The following is a 20,235-nucleotide window of genomic DNA, read 5'->3' on the forward strand; positions in this document are numbered from 1 at the left end:
AGCGTGATGAGTGCTTCAACACCTTCGCTTCTGCGCGTCGCCATTATTGGCGCCGGGCAGGTCGCGGACAAAGTGCATGCCTCGTATTACGCCACACGCAGTGATGTTCAAATGGTCGCTGTCATGGACAGCGGCCTTGAACAGGCACAGGCGTTTGCGGAACGTCATGCAATTCCTTCGGTCTGGCAGAATGCATCTGAAATGCTGCAGGCGGTAAAACCTGATGTGGTCAGCGTCTGCTCACCAAACCGGTTCCATTTTGAACATGTCATGGCGGCACTGGAGGCCGGATGTCATGTGATGTGCGAAAAACCGCCTGCCATGACGCCGCAACAGGCTGACCAGATGCGCATGGCGGCCCGTAAAGCGGGAAAAGTACTGGCGTATGATTTTCACCATCGGTTTGCGCTCGACACGCAGCTGCTACGTGACGCTGTCACAAACGGGGCATTAGGTGAGATCTACTTTACGTCGGCGCAGGCGCTGCGTCGTTGCGGCGTGCCGGGCTGGGGCGTCTTTACGAACAAATCGCTACAGGGCGGCGGACCGCTTATCGATATCGGTATTCATATGCTGGATGCCGCGATGTATGTGCTGGGTTTCCCGGCGGTAAAAAGGGTGACCGCCCACAGCTTCCAGAAGCTGGGGAACCGTAAAAACAGTGGACAGTTTGGCGAGTGGGATCCCGCCCGGTTTACCGTTGAAGATGCTTTGTTTGGCACAATTGAATTCTGCAATGGCGGCGTTCTGCGCCTGGATACCTCGTTTGCGCTGAATATCCGCGAGCAGTCGATCATGAATGTTTCATTCTGTGGCGAAAAGGCGGGGGCCACGCTCTTCCCGGCTCACATTTACCACGATGAGGCGGGCGTTTTACAGACCCTCATGCAGCGTGATGAGGCAGACGACCAGCGTCACCTGCGCAGCATGGAGGCGTTTGTACGCCATGTGCTGGGAGAGCCGGTTATGATCGCAGATGCGGAACAGGGGCTGGTTATCCAGCAACTTGTTGCCGCGCTTTATGAATCGGCGGATACAGGGGAAAGCGTGACGTTATGCTGAATGTGTCTGTTTTAACCGAACCGGGCTTCTCTCCCCACAGTCTGAATAAATACGCCTCCATCATGGCTTGCGGCAATGGCTACATGGGCATTCGCGCGGCACACGAAGAGGATTACACCCAGCAAACCAGGGGCATGTATCTCGCCGGGCTTTATCATCGCGCAGGTCGCAATGAGACCACGGAGTTAATCAACCTGCCGGATATTACCGGTATTGAGGTTGAACTGGATGGTGTGAATTTTACCCTGCTTTCCGGGGCGCTTCTTGAGTGGCAGCGCGAGCTGGCGTTTGCCAATGGTGAACTGCGTCGCAGCGTGCTCTGGCGCTCGCCCGACGGGAAACGCTACCGCCTGGAGAGCCGTCGTTTCGTTTCTCTCGCTCAGCTGCCGTTAGTGGCAATGCAACTCGCCATCACTCCCCTTGATGGGCCCTCGCAGGTGGTGTTGAAAACCGGAATCGATGCGACGCAAACCAACAGCGGCAGGCAGCATCTGGATGAGATTTCAGTCCGGGTATTCGACCAGAACTGTATGCAGGGCGTGTATGAAACGCAGGACCGAGTCTCTGACGTCGTTATATCCGCGTTCTGCCGGCTTTCAGCGGGTAGCGAAAGCTGCTTTACCGCTAAAAATCGTCGCATCAGTGCGCATTACGACCTGAACGTTTCGCAGGGTGACACTGTCACGCTTGAAAAGATCGTCTGGGTCGCCCACCGCAGTGACAAAGCCCTTTCGCAGGCGTCGTTTGCGCGTAACGCACTGGCCGAACTCAAGGTGTGCGCAGCACGAGGCTACGCATCGTTGCTGGAGAGCTCTGCCTGCGCCTGGGAAGACGTCTGGCGAGATGCGCGGGTGGCGGTAACGTCTGCGGAACCGCAGGATCAGCTCGCGCTGGATTATACCGTCTGGCATTTGACCGCCATGACGCCTGCCGACAATGAGCGCTGCAGTATCGCCGCGAAAGGATTGACCGGCGAAGGGTATAAAGGCCACGTCTTCTGGGATACCGAAATTTTCTTGCTGCCTTTCCATCTCTTTACGCGTCCGCATGTCGCCCGCAGTCTGCTGCGTTATCGCTGGCTCAACCTGGCCGGGGCTCGTGAAAAAGCGCGTCGCAACGGCTGGCCTGGCGCACTTTTCCCCTGGGAGAGTGCCGCGAGCGGTCAGGAGGAAACGCCGGAATATGCAGCAATCAACATCCGCACGGGCACGCGCCAGAAAGTGGCCTCTGCGCTGGCAGAACATCACATTGTGGCGGACATTGCCTGGGCTGTCGTGGCCTACTGGCAGGCGACACATGATGACGCTTTTATGCGTAACGAAGGGCTGACGCTACTGATAGAGACGGCAACGTTCTGGATGGGGCGGGCGACGGAAGTCAATGATCGCCTGGAAATCCACGATGTGATCGGGCCGGATGAGTACACGGAGCACGTCAATAACAATGCCTACACCAACTATCTGGCCTGGCACAATGTCGCCTGTGCGCGCCAGTTTATGGCGATGTTCAATCGTGAAGATGCCGGCTTCATGGAGAATGCCAGCCGGTTTATGTCCCGTTTGTGGTTACCGCAAGCCAACGCAGAAGGGGTCCTTCCTCAGGATGACACCTTCATGGCGAAACCGGCAATCGATCTGAGCCGCTATAAGGCGAAAGCGGGTAAACAGACCATTCTGCTCGATTACTCCCGCGCGGAAGTGAACGAGATGCAGATTCTTAAACAGGCCGACGTGGTGATGCTCAACTACCTGCTGCCGGAACGGTTTACCCCGCAGCAGTGTGTTGCCAACCTGGCGTACTACGAGCCGCGTACCATACACGACTCTTCGCTGAGCAAAGCGATTCATGGAATTGTTGCTGCCCGGTGTGGCGATACGGAAAGGGCCTACGCCTTCTGGCGCGAGGGTATCGCCATCGATCTGGGCGACGATCCGCACAGCTGCGATGACGGGATTCATGCTGCCGCCACCGGGGCTATCTGGTCCGGCGTTATTCAGGGATTTGCCGGCATGCAGATCGTCCAGGGGGAATTGCATCTTGCCCCGAAGCTGCCTGCCCACTGGCGAAAACTGGCTTTCCCGCTGCGATGGAGAAACGCGCGCATGCACTTCACGTTTGAAAATGATGTTTTAACGATTGAAACCACTGCACCGGTGACCTTAACGCTGTGGGGTAAAACCCTGTGCATAACGGATCGGCAGGTCTGTTCTTTCAGGGATTTTTTTACATCTACTTATGGGACCGCTACCACGGGAGCAAATCATGATGCCTGAGGCCGTTGTCTTTGATCTTGATGGTGTGATCACCGATACCGCGCATCTGCATTTTCTGGCCTGGCGTGCCGTGGCGCAGGAAATTGGCATCTCGCTCGACGTGGCGTTCAACGACGAGCTGAAAGGGATAAGCCGTATGGAATCGCTACAACGGATCCTGCGCCATGGCGGAAAAGAGGGGGAGTTTAACGACCAGCAGCGGCAGGCGCTCGCGGATAAAAAGAACGCGCGCTACGTCGGGTCTCTGGCGTCGTTGACGCAGGATTCTCTGCTTCCGGGCATCCGCGAGGTGCTGGCGGAAATTCGTGCGGCGAACGTCAAAATCGGGCTGGCCTCTGTGTCCCTTAACGCCCCCGGTATTTTGCAGGCGCTGGGCATTGAGAGGGCTTTTGATTTCTGCGCCGATGCCTCGCGCATTGCCCGCTCAAAACCGGACCCGGAGATCTTTCTTGCGGCCTGCACCGGGCTGAACGTGCGCCCCGAGCAGGCTATCGGAATAGAAGATGCTGCAGCCGGCGTTGAGGCAATCAACGCGGCGGGAATGCTCTCGGTCGGGATTGGGCCTGGCCTGAACCATGCGGGATTACAACTTCATTCAACGCAGGAACTGACCTGGAAATGCCTGACGGATTTCTGGGCATCCCGAACGGTAATGATAAGGAATTAAAAATGGCTCAACTGTCTCTGAAACATATTCAGAAAATCTACGATAACCAGGTCCATGTGGTTAAGGATTTTAACCTCGAAATTGAGGACAAGGAGTTTATCGTCTTTGTGGGTCCCTCGGGGTGCGGTAAATCGACGACGCTTCGTATGATTGCCGGGCTGGAGGAGATCTCCGCCGGTGAGCTGGTGATTGACGGCGTCTGTATGAACGATGTGCCCGCCAAGTCCCGCGACATTGCGATGGTTTTCCAGAACTATGCGCTTTATCCGCATATGACGGTTTACGACAACATGGCGTTTGGCCTGAAGATGCAGAAAATTGCCCCTGCGGTCATTGAAGAGCGCGTGAACTGGGCGGCACAAATCCTGGGGTTGCGTGATTACCTCACGCGTAAACCTGGCGCATTGTCGGGTGGCCAACGTCAGCGCGTGGCGTTAGGAAGGGCGATTGTGCGCGAAGCCGGCGTCTTCCTGATGGATGAACCGCTTTCTAACCTCGACGCCAAGCTGCGTGTGCAAATGCGCGCTGAAATCAGCAAGCTGCACCAGAAGCTCAACACCACAATGATTTACGTGACCCACGATCAGACGGAAGCGATGACGATGGCGACCCGCATTGTGATCCTCAAGGATGGCGTTATTCAGCAGGTGGGGGCACCTAAGCAGGTCTACAACGAACCGGCGAATATGTTTGTGGCGGGCTTCATCGGATCACCGGCAATGAATTTTATTCGGGGCGCGATAGACGATCGCTATTTCGTGACGGAAACGCTGCGTCTGGAGATACCTGAAGACACGCTGGCGGCGGTGAATGCCGCCGGATATCAGCGTAAAGCCGTGGTCTTTGGGATCCGGCCGGAAGATATTCTGACGCTGCAAAGCCGTGGGGATGATATTACGGCAAAAGTCAGCGTGGCCGAACTGACCGGGGCTGAGTTCATGCTCTATGCCACCGTGGGCGGGCATGAGCTGGTCGTTCGTGCAGGAGCGGTAAATGATTATGCGGCCGGGGATAGTATCGGCATCCAGTTCGATATGAATAAATGTCATTTCTTCGACGCTGATACTGAAGTGGCTATTAGATAAGAAAGGCGTTCGCCGGAAATGCAAATTTCCGGTTTTTTTTGAGTTAATTATAAAGGGAACATTTAAATGAGTACTCTACTAAGACGTGCTGCGCTCGTTCTGTGCGCAGGGGTTAGCTGCGCGCACGCAACGGAATCAGCAAAACACTGGGAATTTAATATCGGTGCCATGTATGAAATTGAAAACGTCGAAGGTCAGGGCGACGATAAAGATGGATTATATGAACCCTCTGTATGGTTTAATGCCACGTGGGATGCCTGGACCCTTTCGCTGGCAATGTATCAGGAAGGACCGGTTGATTACAGCAGCATGACCCGTGGGACCTATTTTGACCGTCCGGAATTTGAATTACGCTATCGCTTTATTGGCACCGATGATTTTACACTCGGGTTGACCGGCGGTTTCCGTAATTACGGTTATCATTTTAAAGATGAACACGGTGCCAAAGACGGTAGCGCAAATATGCAGCGCTACAAAATTCAGCCGGACTGGGATATTAAATTGTCCGACGACTGGCGTTTTGGTGGCTGGTTTGCCATGTATCAGTTTGCAAATGACCTGGAAAAAACCGGTTATGCCGACAGCCGTGTAGAAACGGAAACGGGTTTTACCTGGACCATTAATGAAACCTTCTCTGCTAAAGTGAACTATTATCTTGAGCGCGGTTTCAATATGGACAGTTCACGTAATAACGGCGAATTTTCAACGCAGGAAATTCGCGCGTATCTGCCTGTTTCATTAGGCCAGACGACGCTCACGCCATATACCCGTCTGGGGCTGGATCGCTGGTCGAACTGGGACTGGCAGGACGATCCCGATCGTGAAGGACACGATTTCAACCGACTGGGTTTACTGTACGCGTATGACTTCAACAATGGATTATCCATGACGCTGGAATACGCCTACGAATGGGAAAACCATGACGAAGGCGACAGCGACCGTTTCCACTACGCGGGTGTTGGCGTTAATTACGCGTTCTGACAGACCGGATGCCAGGGGCTTTCAGCCCCTGGTTTTAGCGAAGAGAGGGCGCTAACGTAAAGCGGGTATCGACAAGCACTTTTTGTGGCGCAGGCTGACCGGCGATACGCCTGAAAAGAAGATTGCAGCTCTCTTCACCCAGCTTGCGGGTTGGGATATCAAAGCCCCCGGGTGCTGGCGTTAAAATGAGGGAGAGCATCGGGTCACTGTATCCTGCAATCACCACCTGCTCGGGGATCCTCAGATCCAGAGTATCCGCCGCGCGATAAAGGCTGAGTAACTTCATGCTGTCGGTGGCAAATACCGCATCAGGTGGCGTGGCCGAGGAGAGCAATTCTGTGGCCGCGGCAAGCGCGCTTTCATGGGTATATCCGCCGTCGATGATCCACGCCGGGTTAATGGCGATGCCGTGCTTTTCCAGGCTGGCTTTATAACCGGCAAGACGATCAATCGAAACATGATAATTGAGCGGCGCATGCAGACAGGCAATGTTACGTCGGCCATTTTTAATAAAGGTTTCTGTTAGCGTGGCGCTGTCGTGAAAATTATCCGTGTCGACCGAGTAAATATTCTGAAAATCACCTTCGACTTTCCCGATGACGACCACCGGTACGCCATAAGCATCCAGCGTTGTGAAAAAGGATTCATTTGCCGGTGAGCTCAGCATGATGATCCCTTTAATCATTTTTTGTTTTATTTTACTTTCGCATTTCAGCAGATCGTCTTCACTGCTTTTCGAGGTTTGCAAAATAACATCAAAACCTTCCTCTTCAGCTTTGGCTGTAATGGCATGCAGAACATCAGAGAAAAAAGGGTTGCCGGCGGTGGTTTTCGTCGAGCGTGTCGAAATAACCATAATGGCGTCGAAGCCAGAAGAGGTCAGGGCGCGGGCGAGTTTATTGGGTTGATAATTTAATTCGTCAATCGCCTTCAACACTTTTTCACGCGCTTCAGGAGAAATATTCGTTTGTTTATTCAGAACGCGGGAGACGGTTGATTTCGAAACGCCGGCAACCCGTGCGATATCATAGATGGTGGGTGACATACACCTTACTCACTCCTGACTAACAGCAATGTCGTTCATCTTACTGGAGAGAAAACGGCAATAGCAATAAATAAGAATTGATAATCAACGATCTGCCCCCATTTATTGTATTCTGAAGCAATGTATTTGAGGCTTCCGGGCAATGAAGGACGGCGATGAAGCGACTTAAGAACGAACTCAATTCACTGGTGAACCGCGGCGTTGACCGTCATCTGCGTCTGGCGGTGACGGGGCTGAGCCGCAGCGGCAAGACGGCGTTTATCACCGCGATGGTGAACCAGCTGCTTAACCTGCACAGTGGGGCGCGGCTGCCGCTGCTGAGCGCCGTGCGGGAAGAGCGCCTGCTGGGGGTTAAACGTGTGCCTCAGCGCGATTTTGGCATCCCCCGCTTTACCTATGATGAAGGGCTGGCTCAGCTTTATGGTGAACCGCCCGCCTGGCCGACGCCGACGCGCGGGGTGAGTGAAATTCGCCTTGCGCTGCGTTTTCGCTCTAATGAATCCCTGATGCGCCACTTCAAGGATACCTCCACCCTGTATCTGGAAATTGTGGATTACCCCGGTGAGTGGTTGCTCGATTTACCTATGCTGGCACAGGACTATCTCAACTGGTCACGACAGATGACGGGGCTGTTGCAGGGCAACCGCGCCGAGTGGTCGACGAAATGGCGAAAACTGTGCGAAGGCCTGGATCCGCTGGCGCCTGCCGATGAAAACCGGCTGGCGGCGATTGCCGAGGCCTGGACGGAGTATCTGCATCAGTGTAAGCAGGAAGGGCTGCATTTCATCCAGCCGGGCCGTTTTGTTCTGCCGGGAGATTTGGCGGGCGCACCTGCGCTGCAGTTTTTCCCGTGGCCGGACGTGGATGGCATCGGGGAGTCAAAACTGGCCCAGGCGGACAAACACACTAATGCCGGAATGCTGCGCGAGCGTTACAATTACTACTGTGAAAAAGTGGTGAAAGATTTTTATAAAAACCACTTTTTACGTTTTGATCGCCAGATTGTGCTGGTGGATTGCCTGCAACCGCTGAACAGCGGGCCGCAGGCCTTCAACGATATGCGCCTGGCGCTGACACAGTTAATGCAAAGTTTTCACTACGGGCAGCGCACGCTGTTTCGCCGTCTCTTCTCACCCGTTATCGACAAGCTGCTGTTTGCGGCCACAAAAGCCGATCACGTGACGGTCGATCAGCATGCCAATATGGTGTCGCTGCTGCAGCAACTGGTGCAGGACGCCTGGCAGAATGCCGCGTTCGAAGGGATCAGCATGGATTGCCTTGGACTGGCTTCCGTACAGGCGACACAGAGTGGGTTGATTGACCTTAATGGCGAGAAAATACCGGCATTGCGCGGGAACCGTCTCAGCGACGGCGAACCGCTTACTGTCTATCCGGGCGAAGTGCCCGCACGCCTTCCGGGGCCGGCCTTCTGGCAGAACCAGGGCTTCCAGTTTGAAGCCTTCCGCCCGCAGGCCATGACGGTCGATCAGCCGTTACCGCATATCCGTCTGGATGCGGCGCTGGAGTTTTTGATTGGAGATAAATTGCGATGACGGAACCGTTAAAACCGCGCATTGATTTTACCGGAACGCTTGAGCAAGAGCACCCGGAGGCGTTTAAAACTGCGCAGACGTTTAATGGCCCGCAGGCAGATAATTTTGCCCCGGCGCTGACCGAAGAGCTGCTTGTTGAAGAGGGGCCGGCTGAAGCGGTCGTGGAAGCCGCGCTACGCCCAAAACGCAGCCTATGGCGAAAGATGGTGACTGCCGGGCTGGCATTGTTTGGCGTCAGCGTGGTTGGGCAAGGCGTCCAGTGGGCGGTCAACGCCTGGCAAACCCAGGACTGGGTCGCGTTGGGCGGCTGCGCTGCCGGTGCTCTGATTGTGGGGGCGGGTGTCGGGTCTGTTGCGACCGAGTGGCGTCGCCTGTGGCGCCTGCGACAGCGCGCCCATGAGCGTGATGAAGCGCGGGATCTGCTCCACAGTCACGGAACCGGCAAAGGCCGCGCGTTTTGTGAAAAGCTGGCCAGTCAGGCGGGTATTGACCAGTCGCACCCGGCGCTTCAGCGCTGGTATGCCGCTATCCATGAAACCCAGAACGATCGTGAAGTGGTGACGCTGTATTCCCACATGGTGCAGCCGGTGCTGGATGCCCAGGCGCGGCGCGAAATCAGCCGCTCTGCTGCGGAATCAACCCTGATGATTGCTGTCAGCCCGCTGGCGCTGGTGGATATGGCGTTTATCGCCTGGCGTAACCTGCGTCTGATTAACCGGATTGCTGCTTTATACGGTATTGAGCTGGGGTACTACAGCCGCCTTCGCTTGTTCCGTCTGGTATTGCTCAACATCGCCTTTGCCGGAGCAAGCGAGCTGGTGCGGGAAGTGGGGATGGACTGGATGTCGCAGGATCTGGCGGCGCGTCTCTCTGCCCGTGCCGCACAGGGTATTGGCGCCGGTTTGTTGACCGCCCGTCTGGGTATCAAAGCGATGGAAGTGTGCCGTCCACTGCCGTGGATTGATGGCGATAAGCCGCGATTGGGGGATTTCCGACGTGAGTTAATCGGTCAGCTCAAAGAGACGCTCAATAAAAAACCGGTTCAGTAGCCGGTTTGGTCATTAATCGTGCTGGCTGTCAATATTTGTTGACAGCCATCTTCCCGATCACCGTGTTCTGACATATCATTTTAATGTTATTGGCTTAAAACGGTGAATTTCCCATGCGTCTTGAAGTCTTCTGTGAAGACCGTCTCGGTCTGACCCGCGAATTACTCGATCTTCTTGTTTTACGTAGCATTGATTTACGTGGCATTGAGATCGATCCTGTCGGGCGAATTTACCTCAATTTTGCCGAAATTGAATTTAATACGTTCAGTAGCCTGATGGCAGAAATACGCCGTATCGCTGGCGTTACGGATGTACGCACCATCCCCTGGATGCCGTCGGAGCGTGAGCATCTGGCATTGAGCGCATTGCTTGAAGCTATGCCAGAGCCTTTCCTCTCCCTGGATTTAAAAAGTAAGGTTGAGCGTGTTAACCATGCCAGCTGCCAGCTGTTCGCGCAGAGTCAGGAAAAACTCAGCAACCACAACGCAGCACAGTTGATTCCCGGCTTTAACTTCCAGCGCTGGCTGGACAGCAACCCGCAGAACACCCACAGCGAGCATGTGGTTATCCACGGACAGAATTTCTTAATGGAGATAACGCCGGTCTATCTGAAAGGCGAGGCCGACACGCGCGTTCTGACCGGCGCCGTGATCATGCTGCGTTCTACCGTGCGCATGGGCCGTCAGCTGCAAAATATCTCCAGTCAGGATGTGGGGGCATTCAGCCAGATTATTGCCGTCAGCCCGAAAATGCGGCATGTGGTAGACCAGGCGCGCAAACTCGCGAGTCTGACCGCGCCACTGCTGATTACCGGCGATACCGGTACCGGGAAGGACCTGCTGGCGCACGCTGTGCACCTGGCCAGCCCGCGAGCGGCAAAACCGTATCTGGCCCTCAACTGCGCCTCGATTCCGGAAGATGCCGTCGAAAGCGAATTATTTGGTCACGCGCCGGAAGGTAAGAAAGGGTTCTTCGAGCAGGCTAACGGCGGCTCCGTGCTGCTGGACGAGATTGGTGAAATGTCGCCACGCATGCAGGCTAAGCTGCTGCGCTTCCTCAATGATGGCACGTTCCGCCGTGTAGGCGAGGATCACGAAGTTCATGTGGATGTGCGTGTGATTTGTGCGACGCAGAAAAACCTGGTCGAACTGGTGCAAAAAGGGGTATTCCGCGAGGATCTCTACTACCGCCTGAATGTCCTGACCCTGAATATCCCACCGCTGCGCGATTGCCCGCAGGATATCATGCCGCTGACCGAACTCTTTGTGGCGCGCTTTGCCGACGAGCAGGGGGTACCGCGTCCGAAGCTTTCAGCCGATCTCGGCACGGTGCTCATGCGCTACGGCTGGCCGGGCAACATTCGCCAGCTCAAGAACGCCGTTTACCGCGCACTGACGCAGCTGGAAGGTTATGAACTGCGTCCGCAGGATATTCTGTTACCGGATTACGATGCCGGGACGGTGTCAGTAGGTGAAGAGGCGATGGAAGGTTCGCTGGATGACATTACCAGCCGTTTTGAGCGCTCCGTGCTGACGCAACTATACCGTAGCTATCCAAGCACCCGTAAGCTGGCAAAACGCCTTGGCGTTTCACACACGGCGATTGCCAATAAGTTGCGAGAGTATGGTTTGAATCAGAAGAAGGGTGACGAATAACGGTAAAAAGCCTCTGTAAAGAGGCTTTTTTTTACTCATTCTTTTGCGATAGGGGTGCTATTAATGTCGACCTTTGTCTCTCCCTGAAGCGATTCAATTCGGTTCTCCACGTCTTTCACCTGTTGCGGGTTATGGAGCAAGGTATAGGTCAGATCAAACTGTGTGCTGGCTCCCGGTTGCAGTTGCTTAACGCGTTTTTGTTCGCGCTCAATGGTGACCGGGTAGGCGTAGCTGGTACCCGGCTCAATGCCGGTGACATAACCTTGCTTCAGGGTGTCGGTATTTTTCCATAAGGTCAGCACCGGCAACTGGCGGGTATCAAACTGAATGGACGCCCCTTTATCACCGGCTTTATTCACCACGGCCGCGAGGGTTTCGTGGTTGTTATCCGCAAGCGGTTTGAGGTTAAACACCATCTCATCAAAGCCTTTCGTTGGCCCGGCATAGGTATGCCAGTCGTTGACACCGGCTTTTGCGTAGTCATTGAATGGACTGACGCTCGCGACCGGGGCAAGGAAGCGTGCACCTTCTTCGAGGATCGGGGTACCAAAGTTACTGTGGTAGATGATTTGATAATCATGCGGGTAATCGGCATGGTTTGTCAGGACATCATGCAAACTGAACTGGTTGGTTCCTGGGACGTAACGCAGTTCGGTCATGGTCTGCAAATCTGCTTTTTTGAACGTGCTCTCTTTGATCAAACCGCGAATTCGAATTTCATGGGGGGCAGCGTCAGCCACCTCAACTTCAACCTGCGAGACAGGCGTATTGCCCGCCTTGCCGTGAAGCGTGTAGATTTGGCCGTCAGCCGTGACCGGATGCCCCGTCCACTCATAGCCACAGCGCACCATCATCTCGTTGAAACCTTCCAGCCAGCCAAGCCCGTTGCGACTTTCCAGATTAATATATGCCGGGTTCACGACCTCTTTTACCGGGGAATCCCAGCCCATTCTGGTGCCGAAGCCTTCCACATGGAGCAGGTTCATGCCGCGAGAAGGGCTTAAGGTAATGGTCAGGCCACTTTTACTGCTGATAACAAGGATTTTGCTGCCTTCCTGTTTGCCACCGTGCAACACTTTTTGTTCAATGCTGAACGCCTGATCTTTTACCTTCAGCTCATCGCTCGTTATTTTCCAGTTTCCTTTCTCCACGCCGCTTTCAGCGCTTGTCAGCACCCAGGTTTTCGCCGCAGCATGACCCGAAATCAAAGCTGCAAGGAGCGTAATAGCCAGTTTAATTTTCATATCCCTTCCTTTTTGCTGAAACGATTATTTGCTTTCGTCAGCAAATCTAATGTTTTGACCTGAAGGGAAATGTGATGTGCTTCACTGGGGAAGAAAATATGAATATTTAAGGTCTAATATGAGAATAAGATCGCAATTAAGTTAACTTCAATACAATTATTTGCACAGTAAATGTGAACGGTGAAGGGTTTAGCTTTAACGATTCAGCTTGAAGGGAATAAAAAACCCCGCCAGTGCGAGGTTTGTCATGTGTCGTCTTCCAGAGCCTGCAAAGAGAAATAAACCCTGTTATTTCATTAGATTGCTAAGCTATATAGAATGCTAAGCATTCATTATGCTTTCAACACGTCCAACGCGGCAGTGTAATCCGGCTCGGTGGTGATTTCGTTAACCAGTTCGCTGAACACGACGTTGTCATTTTCATCGATAACCAGTACAGCGCGCGCTGCCAGGCCTTTCAGTGGGCCTTCCGCGATGCTCACGCCGTAGTTTTCCAGGAAATCCGGGCTGCGCAGGGTGGAGAGGGTAATGACGTTGCTCAGACCTTCAGCACCGCAGAAACGGGACTGGGCGAACGGCAGATCGGCAGAAATACACAGCACAACGGTGTTGTCCATTTCCGTCGCCAGCTGGTTGAATTTGCGCACGGATGCAGCACAGACGCCGGTGTCGATGCTTGGGAAAATGTTCAGGACTTTGCGTTTGCCAGCAAACTGAGACAGTGTGACGTCAGACAGATCTTTAGCCACCAGAGTAAAAGCCTGTGCTTTGCTGCCAGCCTGTGGAATGGAACCTGCAACAGCAACCGGGTTGCCCTGGAAATGAACGAGTTGTGACATAGATATCTTCCTGTTTACATATAGTTAACGTCGGGGCTAGTGTATGCCATCAGCGGATAACACGGCAAACCAATTTTTTCGCCTTTCCGGGCCGCAAGGAGTCAGTGATGAGAAGCGTTAAGGTCTATGAAGAAGCCTGGCCATTGCATACCCCGTTTGTGATCTCCCGCGGCAGTCGAAGCGAAGCCAGTGTGGTCGTGGTGGAGATAGAAGAGGACGGCATTAAGGGCGTCGGCGAATGCACGCCGTACCCGCGCTATGGCGAAAGTCTGGCGTCGGTAATGGCACTTATCATGACGCTCGTTCCCGATCTGGAAAAAGGGCTCACCCGCGAGGCGTTACAGCAGCGTATACCCGCCGGCGCGGCACGTAATGCGATTGACTGCGCACTCTGGAGCCTGGAGGCTGCCAAACAGCAAACCTCGCTGACGACGCTGCTAGGCGTCACGTTGCCGACATCGGTTGTCACGGCGCAAACGGTGGTGATTGGCGAGCCTGAACACATGGCCGCCAGCGCAAAAGCACTCTTTGATGCGGGGGCGACGCTGTTAAAGGTGAAGCTTGACGATCGTCTGATCAGCGAGCGTATGGTCGCTATCCGCTCGGCAGTCCCGACAGCCACGTTAATTGTGGATGCGAATGAGTCATGGCATCCCGAAGGCCTTGCCGCACGATGTCAGCTGCTGGCCGACCTGGGCGTGGCCATGCTGGAACAGCCTCTGCCGGCACAGGATGATGCGGCGCTGAAGAATTTTATCCACCCGCTGCCCATCTGCGCGGATGAAAGCTGCCATACGTGCGATAGCCTGGTTGAACTGCAGGGCCGTTACGAGATGGTCAATATCAAACTCGACAAGACCGGCGGGCTAACAGAGGCGCTGGCGCTGGCAGAACAGGCGCAAGCTCAGGGGTTTTCAATCATGCTGGGATGCATGCTCTGTACATCCCGGGCGATCAACGCGGCGCTGCCGCTGGTAAATCATGTCAGTTTTGCCGATCTTGATGGCCCGACATGGCTGGCGGTTGACGTTTCACCGGCACTCACGTTTACCAGCGGCGTCCTTCATTTTTGAGGCTGCCAGCGCAGAAGCTCCACCATGGCCTTTAAATATTTTTCGCTGGCTTCGTCTGACGATATCGGCGGGAATTCCGCGGTGATGCAAGGTAATCCCAGGTCGGCACACCAGCTGCCGAATGAGCCAGGGGTTTCATAGCCCACGCTGGAAACAAGCGGCAGGGCGAAAGCATTCGCCAGCCATTCACCCAGCTCGGTGTGCCGCGGATCTTCGATGCAGGCCAGCGGATCGTGGAAGGTGACAACCCAGGCCGGGTGGATCTTATGGATTAACTGGCACAGCGCCTGTGTTTCCGGCTCCGAGCCCGGCGTGTCGCCGGTCAGTAAGACAACGTCACGCTCTTCGGCGGAGCTGTTCCAGCGATAAACCGTTTCACCGGCGCGCCAGTTTGCTGCAGGGAAATTACGGTTTAAATCGATGCCCCGCGCATTGGCGCGCAACCCAAGCTGACACCCATCCGGGTTGACGGCCAGAATCACGTGATGACGTCGTAAGCTGGGCGTCAACGTGCGCAGCGCGCACGAGAGCGTGACGACAGAAGAGTTCTCGTCGCCGTGCGTGCCGGCAATGATCAAACCGCTGTTGCGATCGGCATCGGGGGCCGGAAACCAAATCAGCGATGCGCCTAAAAATGAACGGCCATACTGTTCTGCACCTGGCGGGAAGGCGCCGCGTTCCGCTCTGGGTCGGGTGATTGCCATAGGAAATCCTGATAAAGAAGTCTCTACTGGCAGTGTTGTGCAAAACTCGCGGTTAATCAAATAGTTTCCGTATGGCGGGAAAATTGCCGGATATCAACTTTCCGGAGGAAGGTATTTGCAATTCTCATTGTCGAAACAAATAATTACGCATCTGCTTATTACCTGAATTCATAAAAGGGGATCTTATGAAGCATCCTGTTTCGCGTCTCTGTGCTGCACTGTTGCTGTGCGGACTCTCTTCACTTTCGTACGCCGCTGATGTGCCACAGGGCACGGTACTGGCGCAAAAACAGGAGCTGGTCAGACACATTAAAGATGAGCCGGCTTCCCTTGATCCGGCAAAAGCCGTGGGATTACCCGAGATACAGGTCATTCGCGACCTTTTTGAAGGACTGGTTAATCAGAATGAGAAAGGTGAACTGACCCCAGGCGTGGCGACGCGCTGGCAGAGTAATGATAACCGTATCTGGACCTTCTCCTTACGTGATAACGCGAAATGGTCTGACGGTTCTCCAGTTACCGCTCAGGATTTTGTCTACAGCTGGCAGCGTCTGGTTGATCCGAAAACCACGTCTCCGTTTGCCTGGTTTGCTGCGCTGGCGGGTATCCATAACGCACAGGCGATAATTGATGGTAAAGCCGCGCCAGATACGCTGGGCGTGACGGCCGTAGATGCAAAAACCTTACGTGTGCAGCTGGATAAACCGCTGCCGTGGTTTAGCAATCTGACGGCAAACTTTGCCTTCTATCCGGTGCAAAAGGCCAATGTGGAGAGCGGCAAAGAGTGGACGCGTCCGGGGGCTCTGGTCGGAAATGGCGCCTACGTTCTGAAAGATCGCGTGGTGAATGAAAAACTGGTTGTGGTGCCAAATACACACTACTGGGATAACGCCAAAACCGTCCTGCAAAAAGTGACGTTCATACCGATTAACCAGGAATCCTCGGCCACTAAACGCTATCTGGCGGATGATATTGATATCACCGAATCGTTCCCGAAAAACATGTATCAGAAGCTGCTCAAGGACATTCCGGGACAGGTGTATACACCGCCTCAGCTGGGCACCTATTACTATGCGTTTAATACGCAAAAAGGACCCACGGCCGATGCCCGTGTACGTCTCGCCCTGAGCATGACCATCGATCGCCGCATCATGGCGGACAAAGTGTTAGGAACCGGTGAGAAGCCCGCCTGGCATTTCACGCCAGACGTGACGGCAGGGTTTACGCCAGAAACCTCGCCGTTTGAGCAGATGTCACAGCAGGAACTTAATGCCCAGGCGAAAACGCTGCTTCAGGCCGCGGGCTATGGCCCTCAGCGCCCGCTGAAGCTGAACCTGTTGTACAACACGTCAGAAAACCATCAGAAAATCGCGATTGCGGTGGCCTCGATGTGGAAGAAAAACCTCGGCGTTGACGTCAAACTGCAGAACCAGGAGTGGAAAACCTACATCGATAGCCGCAATACCGGTAATTTCGATGTGATCCGCGCGTCATGGGTCGGGGATTACAATGAGCCATCGACCTTCCTGTCGTTATTGACCTCAACCCACAGCGGCAATATCTCGCGTTTCAACGATCCGGCGTACGATAAAATTATCCATCAGGCGACGCTCGAAAACACGGCGAAAGCGCGTAACGCAGACTACAACATGGCGGAGAAAATCCTCACGGAAAAAGCGCCAATCGCACCTATTTACCAGTACACCAACGGCCGCCTGATCAAACCATGGGTGAAAGGTTACCCCATTAATAACCCGGAAGACGTGGCTTATAGCCGGACGATGTATATTGAGAAACACTGACGAGCCGGGAACCGCCGGTCTTCGTTGTGAACGTTAAATTCAGAGCTGGCGCATTTGCGCCAGTTTTTCTTTATTGAACGAGGGATGTTTGTTCCGTGAGTCAAAGGGGAGGTAAATGATGACGGATGAAAAGAAAGAGAAAGCGTCTTTCCCGGCAGGGTTAGGGATTATGGATAAAATCTGGGAATGGCAATGGATTATCCGCTTCATCTATATTGTCCTTTTCGCCGATCTGGCGCTGCTGGTATACAGCGGGCAAGGAATGTTGACCTGGCCTGTTCAGACACTTAACTGGACCGAACATCTGGGTTTTTTCTGCGTGGCGCTCGCTGCCTTAGGTTTGATTGCCACCACCCTGATGCCTTTTATAGCCAATATCGTCAGGCTATTACTTAATGAGCTCATCTACAGCAGAATCTTCCCGGATTTCTTGCGCGCGCAGAGTGATTATCAGAAGAGGTCGGGTGAAGTTCCTTCAGGCGAAGTACTTGATTTAGCGTTGAAGGAAAACAACCAGTTCCTGCTGAATTATTATGAAAAACATAATGCAAACTGGCGCACGAAATTTCATGAGCGATTTAAAGTCGGGGATTTACTCTTTGGGATCCTGTTTTTCATGATGCTTGATGACCATCCGCAGTGGTTTAGCGACGCGCAGCATTCGCTGGTCATCGATCTGTTCAGCCACGGCGGTGAAAGCGGAACCGTCCTGTTTTATACCGTGCTTATACTCATCTTTAGTACGCTGATGAGTCTCTGGTTCGGTAAATGGGACTGGGGGAACATCTACTATCCGCCACTGTATCGTGAAAAAGAGGAAGCCCGCAGAAAAGCGCGTGAGCGGGAAGCGCAGTGGGAGCGGCAGGATCGCTAAATCGCCGGGCGACACATTATTCCCCGCGGATTGCTCCCGCCAGGCGCTGCTGGCGGGAGCAGGGCAACGTTATTCTAGCAATGCACTGAATTTCGCCAGCCATTGCGGATGCGCAGGCCAGGCGGGAGCAGTGACCAGATTACCGTCTACGTGCGCCTGATCGATACCGATATTGGCATAGTGCCCGCCGCCGAGGCGGACTTCAGGCGCACAGGCGGGATAGGCGCTACAGGTTCGTCCTTTTAATATGCCGGCAGCAGCGAGCAGTTGCGGTCCGTGGCAAACCGCAGCAATCGGTTTGCGCGCGGCGTCGAAGGCCTGCACCAGTTTCAGCACGTCATCATTTAGCCGGAGATATTCAGGGGCTCGTCCGCCCGGGATTAGCAGCGCGTCATAATCCTGCTCTTTTACGGCGGAAAAATCGGCATTGAGGATAAAACGGTGGCCCGGCTTTTCACTGTAGGTCTGGGCACCGTCGAAATCATGGATCGCCGTCATGATGTAGTCGCCACGGGATTTGTCCGGGCAGACAGCGTCCACCTGATGGCCAATCATCTGTAAAGCCTGAAAGGGCACCATTGTTTCATAATCTTCGGCGTAATCGCCGACCAACATCAGGATTTTCTTGCTCATCATTTCTCACCTTTAGGTTTAACGATGTTTAAGATATAGCCTGGCACAGCTGAATTGCCGGAAATAAAAAAAGCCCGTCAGAGAACGGGCGAAATAAGCAAATGATTTAATGATTCGTTATCAACTTGTTGGAGGATAACGTTGCGTATTTTACGCACCTCTTACCGGTGCTGATACCTGACAAATTCGGTAGGTGAAACAAGGAATTAAACATGCGTCATAGCGCATCGAAGGTGGGGTAGATACTGTTCTCAAGGTATTCCACCAGAAACCAGATCTCACCGCTGAAAATAAACCAGAAGCCAAATATAATAACGAATAAAATAATTATGGTGAGTATTATTTCTGTTTTTCCCATTGCACATCTACCCACCTGTGGTCCATTTATTCGAGAGGGGCATTGTAACGGGGCTGACGAAGATACACCAGTTTCATGCCGCCAGGACTTTATTGCGCCCATCACTTTTGGCGCGATAAAGCGCATCGTCCACACGTTTAAACAGCTCATCCATACTCTCGCCCGGATTATGTCGCGCCACGCCAATGCTGACGGTGAAACGAGGTAAACCCGGGATCGTGATGCGGGCGACCGCATCGCGCACAGTTTCGGCGATTTGCAGGGCGGTGTCGAGCGGGGTGCGCGGCAGCAGGATGACGAACTCCTCACCGCCCCAGCGGAAGACCAGGTCCTCTTTGCGGCTACAGGCTTCCAGCGTGCGCGAGAGCGAGATCAGTACCTCATCACCTTTCAGGTGGCCGAAGAGGTCGTTGATATTTTTGAAGTGATCGGTATCCACCAGCAGCAGGCTAAATTGCTGCTGCGCGGGAAGATGATGGGTATTGGCCTGGTCGGTGATGATATAGAACTGACGCCGGTTGAGCAGGCCCGTCATGGAATCACGCAGTGCCGCGTGTTCCAGCTCCTGCTCCAGCCTTTTTTGCTCGGTGATATCGTGGATAATGCACAACATCAATTTGTCGCCGTAAATTTCAATCGGCCCGGCATAGGTCTGAACATGGCGGGTGGAGCCATCGGCCAGACGGTGGATAAAGTTGAGGGGCTTATGGCCGCCTGGCAACGCGGCAATCTCCGTCATCACGGGGATCACATCCCGCCCCAGGGTATTGATTTCCCAGGTATGTTTTCTGCACATTTCATCATGCGCATAACCGTAAAAAGTCAGCGCCGCCAGATTGGCATCCACAATCTGGCCATCCCGGGACGGATCGATAAGCAGCATTGGCGCGCTGTTGGTCAGGAAAAAGCGCGCGTAAAATCCCTGTTTTTTGCGCTGGTAGGTCGCGGAGCGGCTGGCCTTAAGCCCGGAGAGAACCTGCTGCGTCAGCCCTTCAAAAACAATAACATTCCCCTGGGGCACGAAATGGGCAAGTGAAAGACGGCAGCTCAACGCGGCTTCATGTCCATCGCGGGAGATGGTCCAGATTTCGACGATCTCCTGCTCATTCTTCAGTTCAGGCACATACATCGACAGCACGTGATGCGCATTGGCGGAATAGGTACCTTTGCGTAGGTCATCCAGGGTTTTATCGCCCATGATCTGAGCGGCGGCCGCATTTGCAAAAATGATCTGTTCTGAAGCAGGAGAAATGAGCCACACGGGGGTTTTAATTAAATTCAGCGCATCAAAACAATTTTGCGACATAGCGTATTCCTGTACATCGGCACAATGTGCCT

Annotated in this window: 18 protein-coding genes; 11 read left to right on the forward strand and 7 right to left on the reverse strand. The window is 53.9% G+C overall.

Going from position 1 to position 20,235, the window contains the following annotated elements:
* Nucleotides 1-3: 3 nt before the first annotated feature.
* The 5 genes from ACMVME_RS00665 to ACMVME_RS00685 all read left to right on the forward strand — a co-directional run bounded on the left by ACMVME_RS00665 (nucleotide 4) and on the right by ACMVME_RS00685 (nucleotide 6,068).
* Entirely contained in the window at nucleotides 4-1,062 is a 1,059-nt protein-coding gene (locus tag ACMVME_RS00665) for a Gfo/Idh/MocA family protein (protein WP_106504373.1), read from the forward strand.
* Nucleotides 1,056-3,335 carry a glycoside hydrolase family 65 protein gene (locus ACMVME_RS00670; RefSeq protein WP_068794679.1) on the forward strand — a complete coding sequence of 760 codons (2,280 nt, stop codon included), beginning with the start codon at nucleotides 1,056-1,058 and terminating at the stop codon, nucleotides 3,333-3,335. Before ACMVME_RS00665 ends, ACMVME_RS00670 begins: the two co-directional genes overlap by 7 nt.
* Nucleotides 3,325-4,002: a beta-phosphoglucomutase gene (gene pgmB / locus ACMVME_RS00675; protein WP_063924895.1), complete on the forward strand. Its 678-nt coding sequence runs from the start codon at nucleotides 3,325-3,327 to the stop codon at nucleotides 4,000-4,002. The genes ACMVME_RS00670 and pgmB overlap by 11 nt, the downstream gene beginning before the upstream one ends.
* Before the next feature lie 2 nt (nucleotides 4,003-4,004).
* Entirely contained in the window at nucleotides 4,005-5,087 is a 1,083-nt protein-coding gene (locus ACMVME_RS00680) for an ABC transporter ATP-binding protein (protein WP_068794678.1), read from the forward strand.
* Between the two features lie 66 nt (nucleotides 5,088-5,153).
* A complete protein-coding gene (locus ACMVME_RS00685) occupies nucleotides 5,154-6,068 on the forward strand; it encodes an OmpG family monomeric porin (RefSeq protein WP_020882467.1) in 915 nt (304 codons plus the stop codon).
* Nucleotides 6,069-6,102: 34 nt separating this feature from the next.
* Here ACMVME_RS00685 and ACMVME_RS00690 read toward each other — a convergent pair whose 3' ends face one another.
* The gene (locus ACMVME_RS00690; protein WP_059306831.1) at nucleotides 6,103-7,113 is read right to left on the reverse strand and encodes a LacI family DNA-binding transcriptional regulator; all 1,011 of its coding nucleotides are present in this window, start codon (nucleotides 7,111-7,113) and stop codon (nucleotides 6,103-6,105) included.
* Nucleotides 7,114-7,268: 155 nt separating this feature from the next.
* Here ACMVME_RS00690 and ACMVME_RS00695 point away from each other — a divergent pair, with 155 nt between their 5' ends.
* From ACMVME_RS00695 to tyrR, 3 genes are all read left to right on the forward strand, one after another.
* Nucleotides 7,269-8,666 (forward strand): YcjX family protein, encoded by a 1,398-nt coding sequence (locus ACMVME_RS00695; protein ID WP_068794677.1) that lies wholly within the window; start codon nucleotides 7,269-7,271, stop codon nucleotides 8,664-8,666.
* The gene (locus ACMVME_RS00700) at nucleotides 8,663-9,715 is read left to right on the forward strand and encodes a YcjF family protein (protein ID WP_020882470.1); all 1,053 of its coding nucleotides are present in this window, start codon (nucleotides 8,663-8,665) and stop codon (nucleotides 9,713-9,715) included. The genes ACMVME_RS00695 and ACMVME_RS00700 overlap by 4 nt, the downstream gene beginning before the upstream one ends.
* A 113-nt stretch (nucleotides 9,716-9,828) precedes the next feature.
* The gene (gene tyrR / locus ACMVME_RS00705) at nucleotides 9,829-11,370 is read left to right on the forward strand and encodes a transcriptional regulator TyrR (RefSeq protein ID WP_014170325.1); all 1,542 of its coding nucleotides are present in this window, start codon (nucleotides 9,829-9,831) and stop codon (nucleotides 11,368-11,370) included.
* A gap of 35 nt (nucleotides 11,371-11,405) precedes the next feature.
* Here tyrR and ACMVME_RS00710 read toward each other — a convergent pair whose 3' ends face one another.
* Nucleotides 11,406-12,614 (reverse strand): aldose 1-epimerase family protein, encoded by a 1,209-nt coding sequence (locus ACMVME_RS00710; RefSeq protein WP_068794676.1) that lies wholly within the window; start codon nucleotides 12,612-12,614, stop codon nucleotides 11,406-11,408.
* A 332-nt stretch (nucleotides 12,615-12,946) separates the two neighbouring features.
* Nucleotides 12,947-13,453 carry a thiol peroxidase gene (gene tpx, locus ACMVME_RS00715; RefSeq protein ID WP_014170323.1) on the reverse strand — a complete coding sequence of 169 codons (507 nt, stop codon included), beginning with the start codon at nucleotides 13,451-13,453 and terminating at the stop codon, nucleotides 12,947-12,949.
* Between the two features lie 107 nt (nucleotides 13,454-13,560).
* Here tpx and ycjG point away from each other — a divergent pair, with 107 nt between their 5' ends.
* Nucleotides 13,561-14,526, forward strand: a complete 966-nt coding sequence (ycjG, locus tag ACMVME_RS00720) for an L-Ala-D/L-Glu epimerase (protein WP_068794675.1) — start codon at nucleotides 13,561-13,563, stop codon at nucleotides 14,524-14,526.
* On the opposite strand, the gene mpaA is transcribed toward ycjG, so the two are convergent.
* Nucleotides 14,517-15,230 (reverse strand): murein tripeptide amidase MpaA, encoded by a 714-nt coding sequence (gene mpaA, locus ACMVME_RS00725; protein ID WP_020882474.1) that lies wholly within the window; start codon nucleotides 15,228-15,230, stop codon nucleotides 14,517-14,519. The genes ycjG and mpaA overlap by 10 nt on opposite strands.
* Nucleotides 15,231-15,415: 185 nt before the next feature.
* Between mpaA and ACMVME_RS00730 the strand changes: the two genes are divergently transcribed.
* Both ACMVME_RS00730 and ACMVME_RS00735 read left to right on the forward strand, forming a co-directional pair.
* A complete protein-coding gene (locus ACMVME_RS00730) occupies nucleotides 15,416-17,032 on the forward strand; it encodes a peptide ABC transporter substrate-binding protein (RefSeq protein WP_032680908.1) in 1,617 nt (538 codons plus the stop codon).
* Nucleotides 17,033-17,201: 169 nt separating this feature from the next.
* Nucleotides 17,202-17,906, forward strand: a complete 705-nt coding sequence (locus ACMVME_RS00735) for a hypothetical protein (RefSeq protein ID WP_254660372.1) — start codon at nucleotides 17,202-17,204, stop codon at nucleotides 17,904-17,906.
* 69 nt (nucleotides 17,907-17,975) lie between these two features.
* Here the strand turns inward: ACMVME_RS00735 and ACMVME_RS00740 are convergent, their stop codons facing one another.
* The 3 genes from ACMVME_RS00740 to ACMVME_RS00750 form a co-directional block, all read right to left on the reverse strand.
* Nucleotides 17,976-18,539 carry a DJ-1/PfpI family protein gene (locus ACMVME_RS00740; protein WP_025204027.1) on the reverse strand — a complete coding sequence of 188 codons (564 nt, stop codon included), beginning with the start codon at nucleotides 18,537-18,539 and terminating at the stop codon, nucleotides 17,976-17,978.
* 217 nt (nucleotides 18,540-18,756) lie between these two features.
* Complete coding sequence (locus tag ACMVME_RS00745) at nucleotides 18,757-19,047, reverse strand: Ecr family regulatory small membrane protein (protein WP_369797154.1); 291 nt, start codon at nucleotides 19,045-19,047, stop codon at nucleotides 18,757-18,759.
* Entirely contained in the window at nucleotides 18,971-20,203 is a 1,233-nt protein-coding gene (locus tag ACMVME_RS00750) for a sensor domain-containing diguanylate cyclase (protein WP_047744728.1), read from the reverse strand. Before ACMVME_RS00750 ends, ACMVME_RS00745 begins: the two co-directional genes overlap by 77 nt.
* Nucleotides 20,204-20,235 lie beyond the last annotated feature (32 nt).

The organism is Enterobacter cloacae complex sp. 2024EL-00711 (genome assembly GCF_047529885.1).
GTDB lineage: Bacteria > Pseudomonadota > Gammaproteobacteria > Enterobacterales > Enterobacteriaceae > Enterobacter > Enterobacter ludwigii.

Excerpts from the sequence above, each read along its gene's own strand:
- ACMVME_RS00670 (WP_068794679.1), top strand. The coding sequence starts at position 1,056 with ATGCTGAATGTGTCTGTTTTAACCGAACCGGGCTTCTCTCCCCACAGT.
- pgmB (WP_063924895.1), top strand. The coding sequence starts at position 3,325 with ATGATGCCTGAGGCCGTTGTCTTTGATCTTGATGGTGTGATCACCGAT.
- ACMVME_RS00680 (WP_068794678.1), top strand. The coding sequence starts at position 4,005 with ATGGCTCAACTGTCTCTGAAACATATTCAGAAAATCTACGATAACCAG.
- ACMVME_RS00685 (WP_020882467.1), top strand. The coding sequence starts at position 5,154 with ATGAGTACTCTACTAAGACGTGCTGCGCTCGTTCTGTGCGCAGGGGTT.
- ACMVME_RS00690 (WP_059306831.1), bottom strand. The coding sequence starts at position 7,113 with ATGTCACCCACCATCTATGATATCGCACGGGTTGCCGGCGTTTCGAAA.
- ACMVME_RS00695 (WP_068794677.1), top strand. The coding sequence starts at position 7,269 with ATGAAGCGACTTAAGAACGAACTCAATTCACTGGTGAACCGCGGCGTT.
- ACMVME_RS00700 (WP_020882470.1), top strand. The coding sequence starts at position 8,663 with ATGACGGAACCGTTAAAACCGCGCATTGATTTTACCGGAACGCTTGAG.
- tyrR (WP_014170325.1), top strand. The coding sequence starts at position 9,829 with ATGCGTCTTGAAGTCTTCTGTGAAGACCGTCTCGGTCTGACCCGCGAA.
- ACMVME_RS00710 (WP_068794676.1), bottom strand. The coding sequence starts at position 12,614 with ATGAAAATTAAACTGGCTATTACGCTCCTTGCAGCTTTGATTTCGGGT.
- tpx (WP_014170323.1), bottom strand. The coding sequence starts at position 13,453 with ATGTCACAACTCGTTCATTTCCAGGGCAACCCGGTTGCTGTTGCAGGT.
- ycjG (WP_068794675.1), top strand. The coding sequence starts at position 13,561 with ATGAGAAGCGTTAAGGTCTATGAAGAAGCCTGGCCATTGCATACCCCG.
- mpaA (WP_020882474.1), bottom strand. The coding sequence starts at position 15,230 with ATGGCAATCACCCGACCCAGAGCGGAACGCGGCGCCTTCCCGCCAGGT.
- ACMVME_RS00730 (WP_032680908.1), top strand. The coding sequence starts at position 15,416 with ATGAAGCATCCTGTTTCGCGTCTCTGTGCTGCACTGTTGCTGTGCGGA.
- ACMVME_RS00735 (WP_254660372.1), top strand. The coding sequence starts at position 17,202 with ATGGATAAAATCTGGGAATGGCAATGGATTATCCGCTTCATCTATATT.
- ACMVME_RS00740 (WP_025204027.1), bottom strand. The coding sequence starts at position 18,539 with ATGAGCAAGAAAATCCTGATGTTGGTCGGCGATTACGCCGAAGATTAT.
- ACMVME_RS00745 (WP_369797154.1), bottom strand. The coding sequence starts at position 19,047 with ATGAGCTGTTTAAACGTGTGGACGATGCGCTTTATCGCGCCAAAAGTG.
- ACMVME_RS00750 (WP_047744728.1), bottom strand. The coding sequence starts at position 20,203 with ATGTCGCAAAATTGTTTTGATGCGCTGAATTTAATTAAAACCCCCGTG.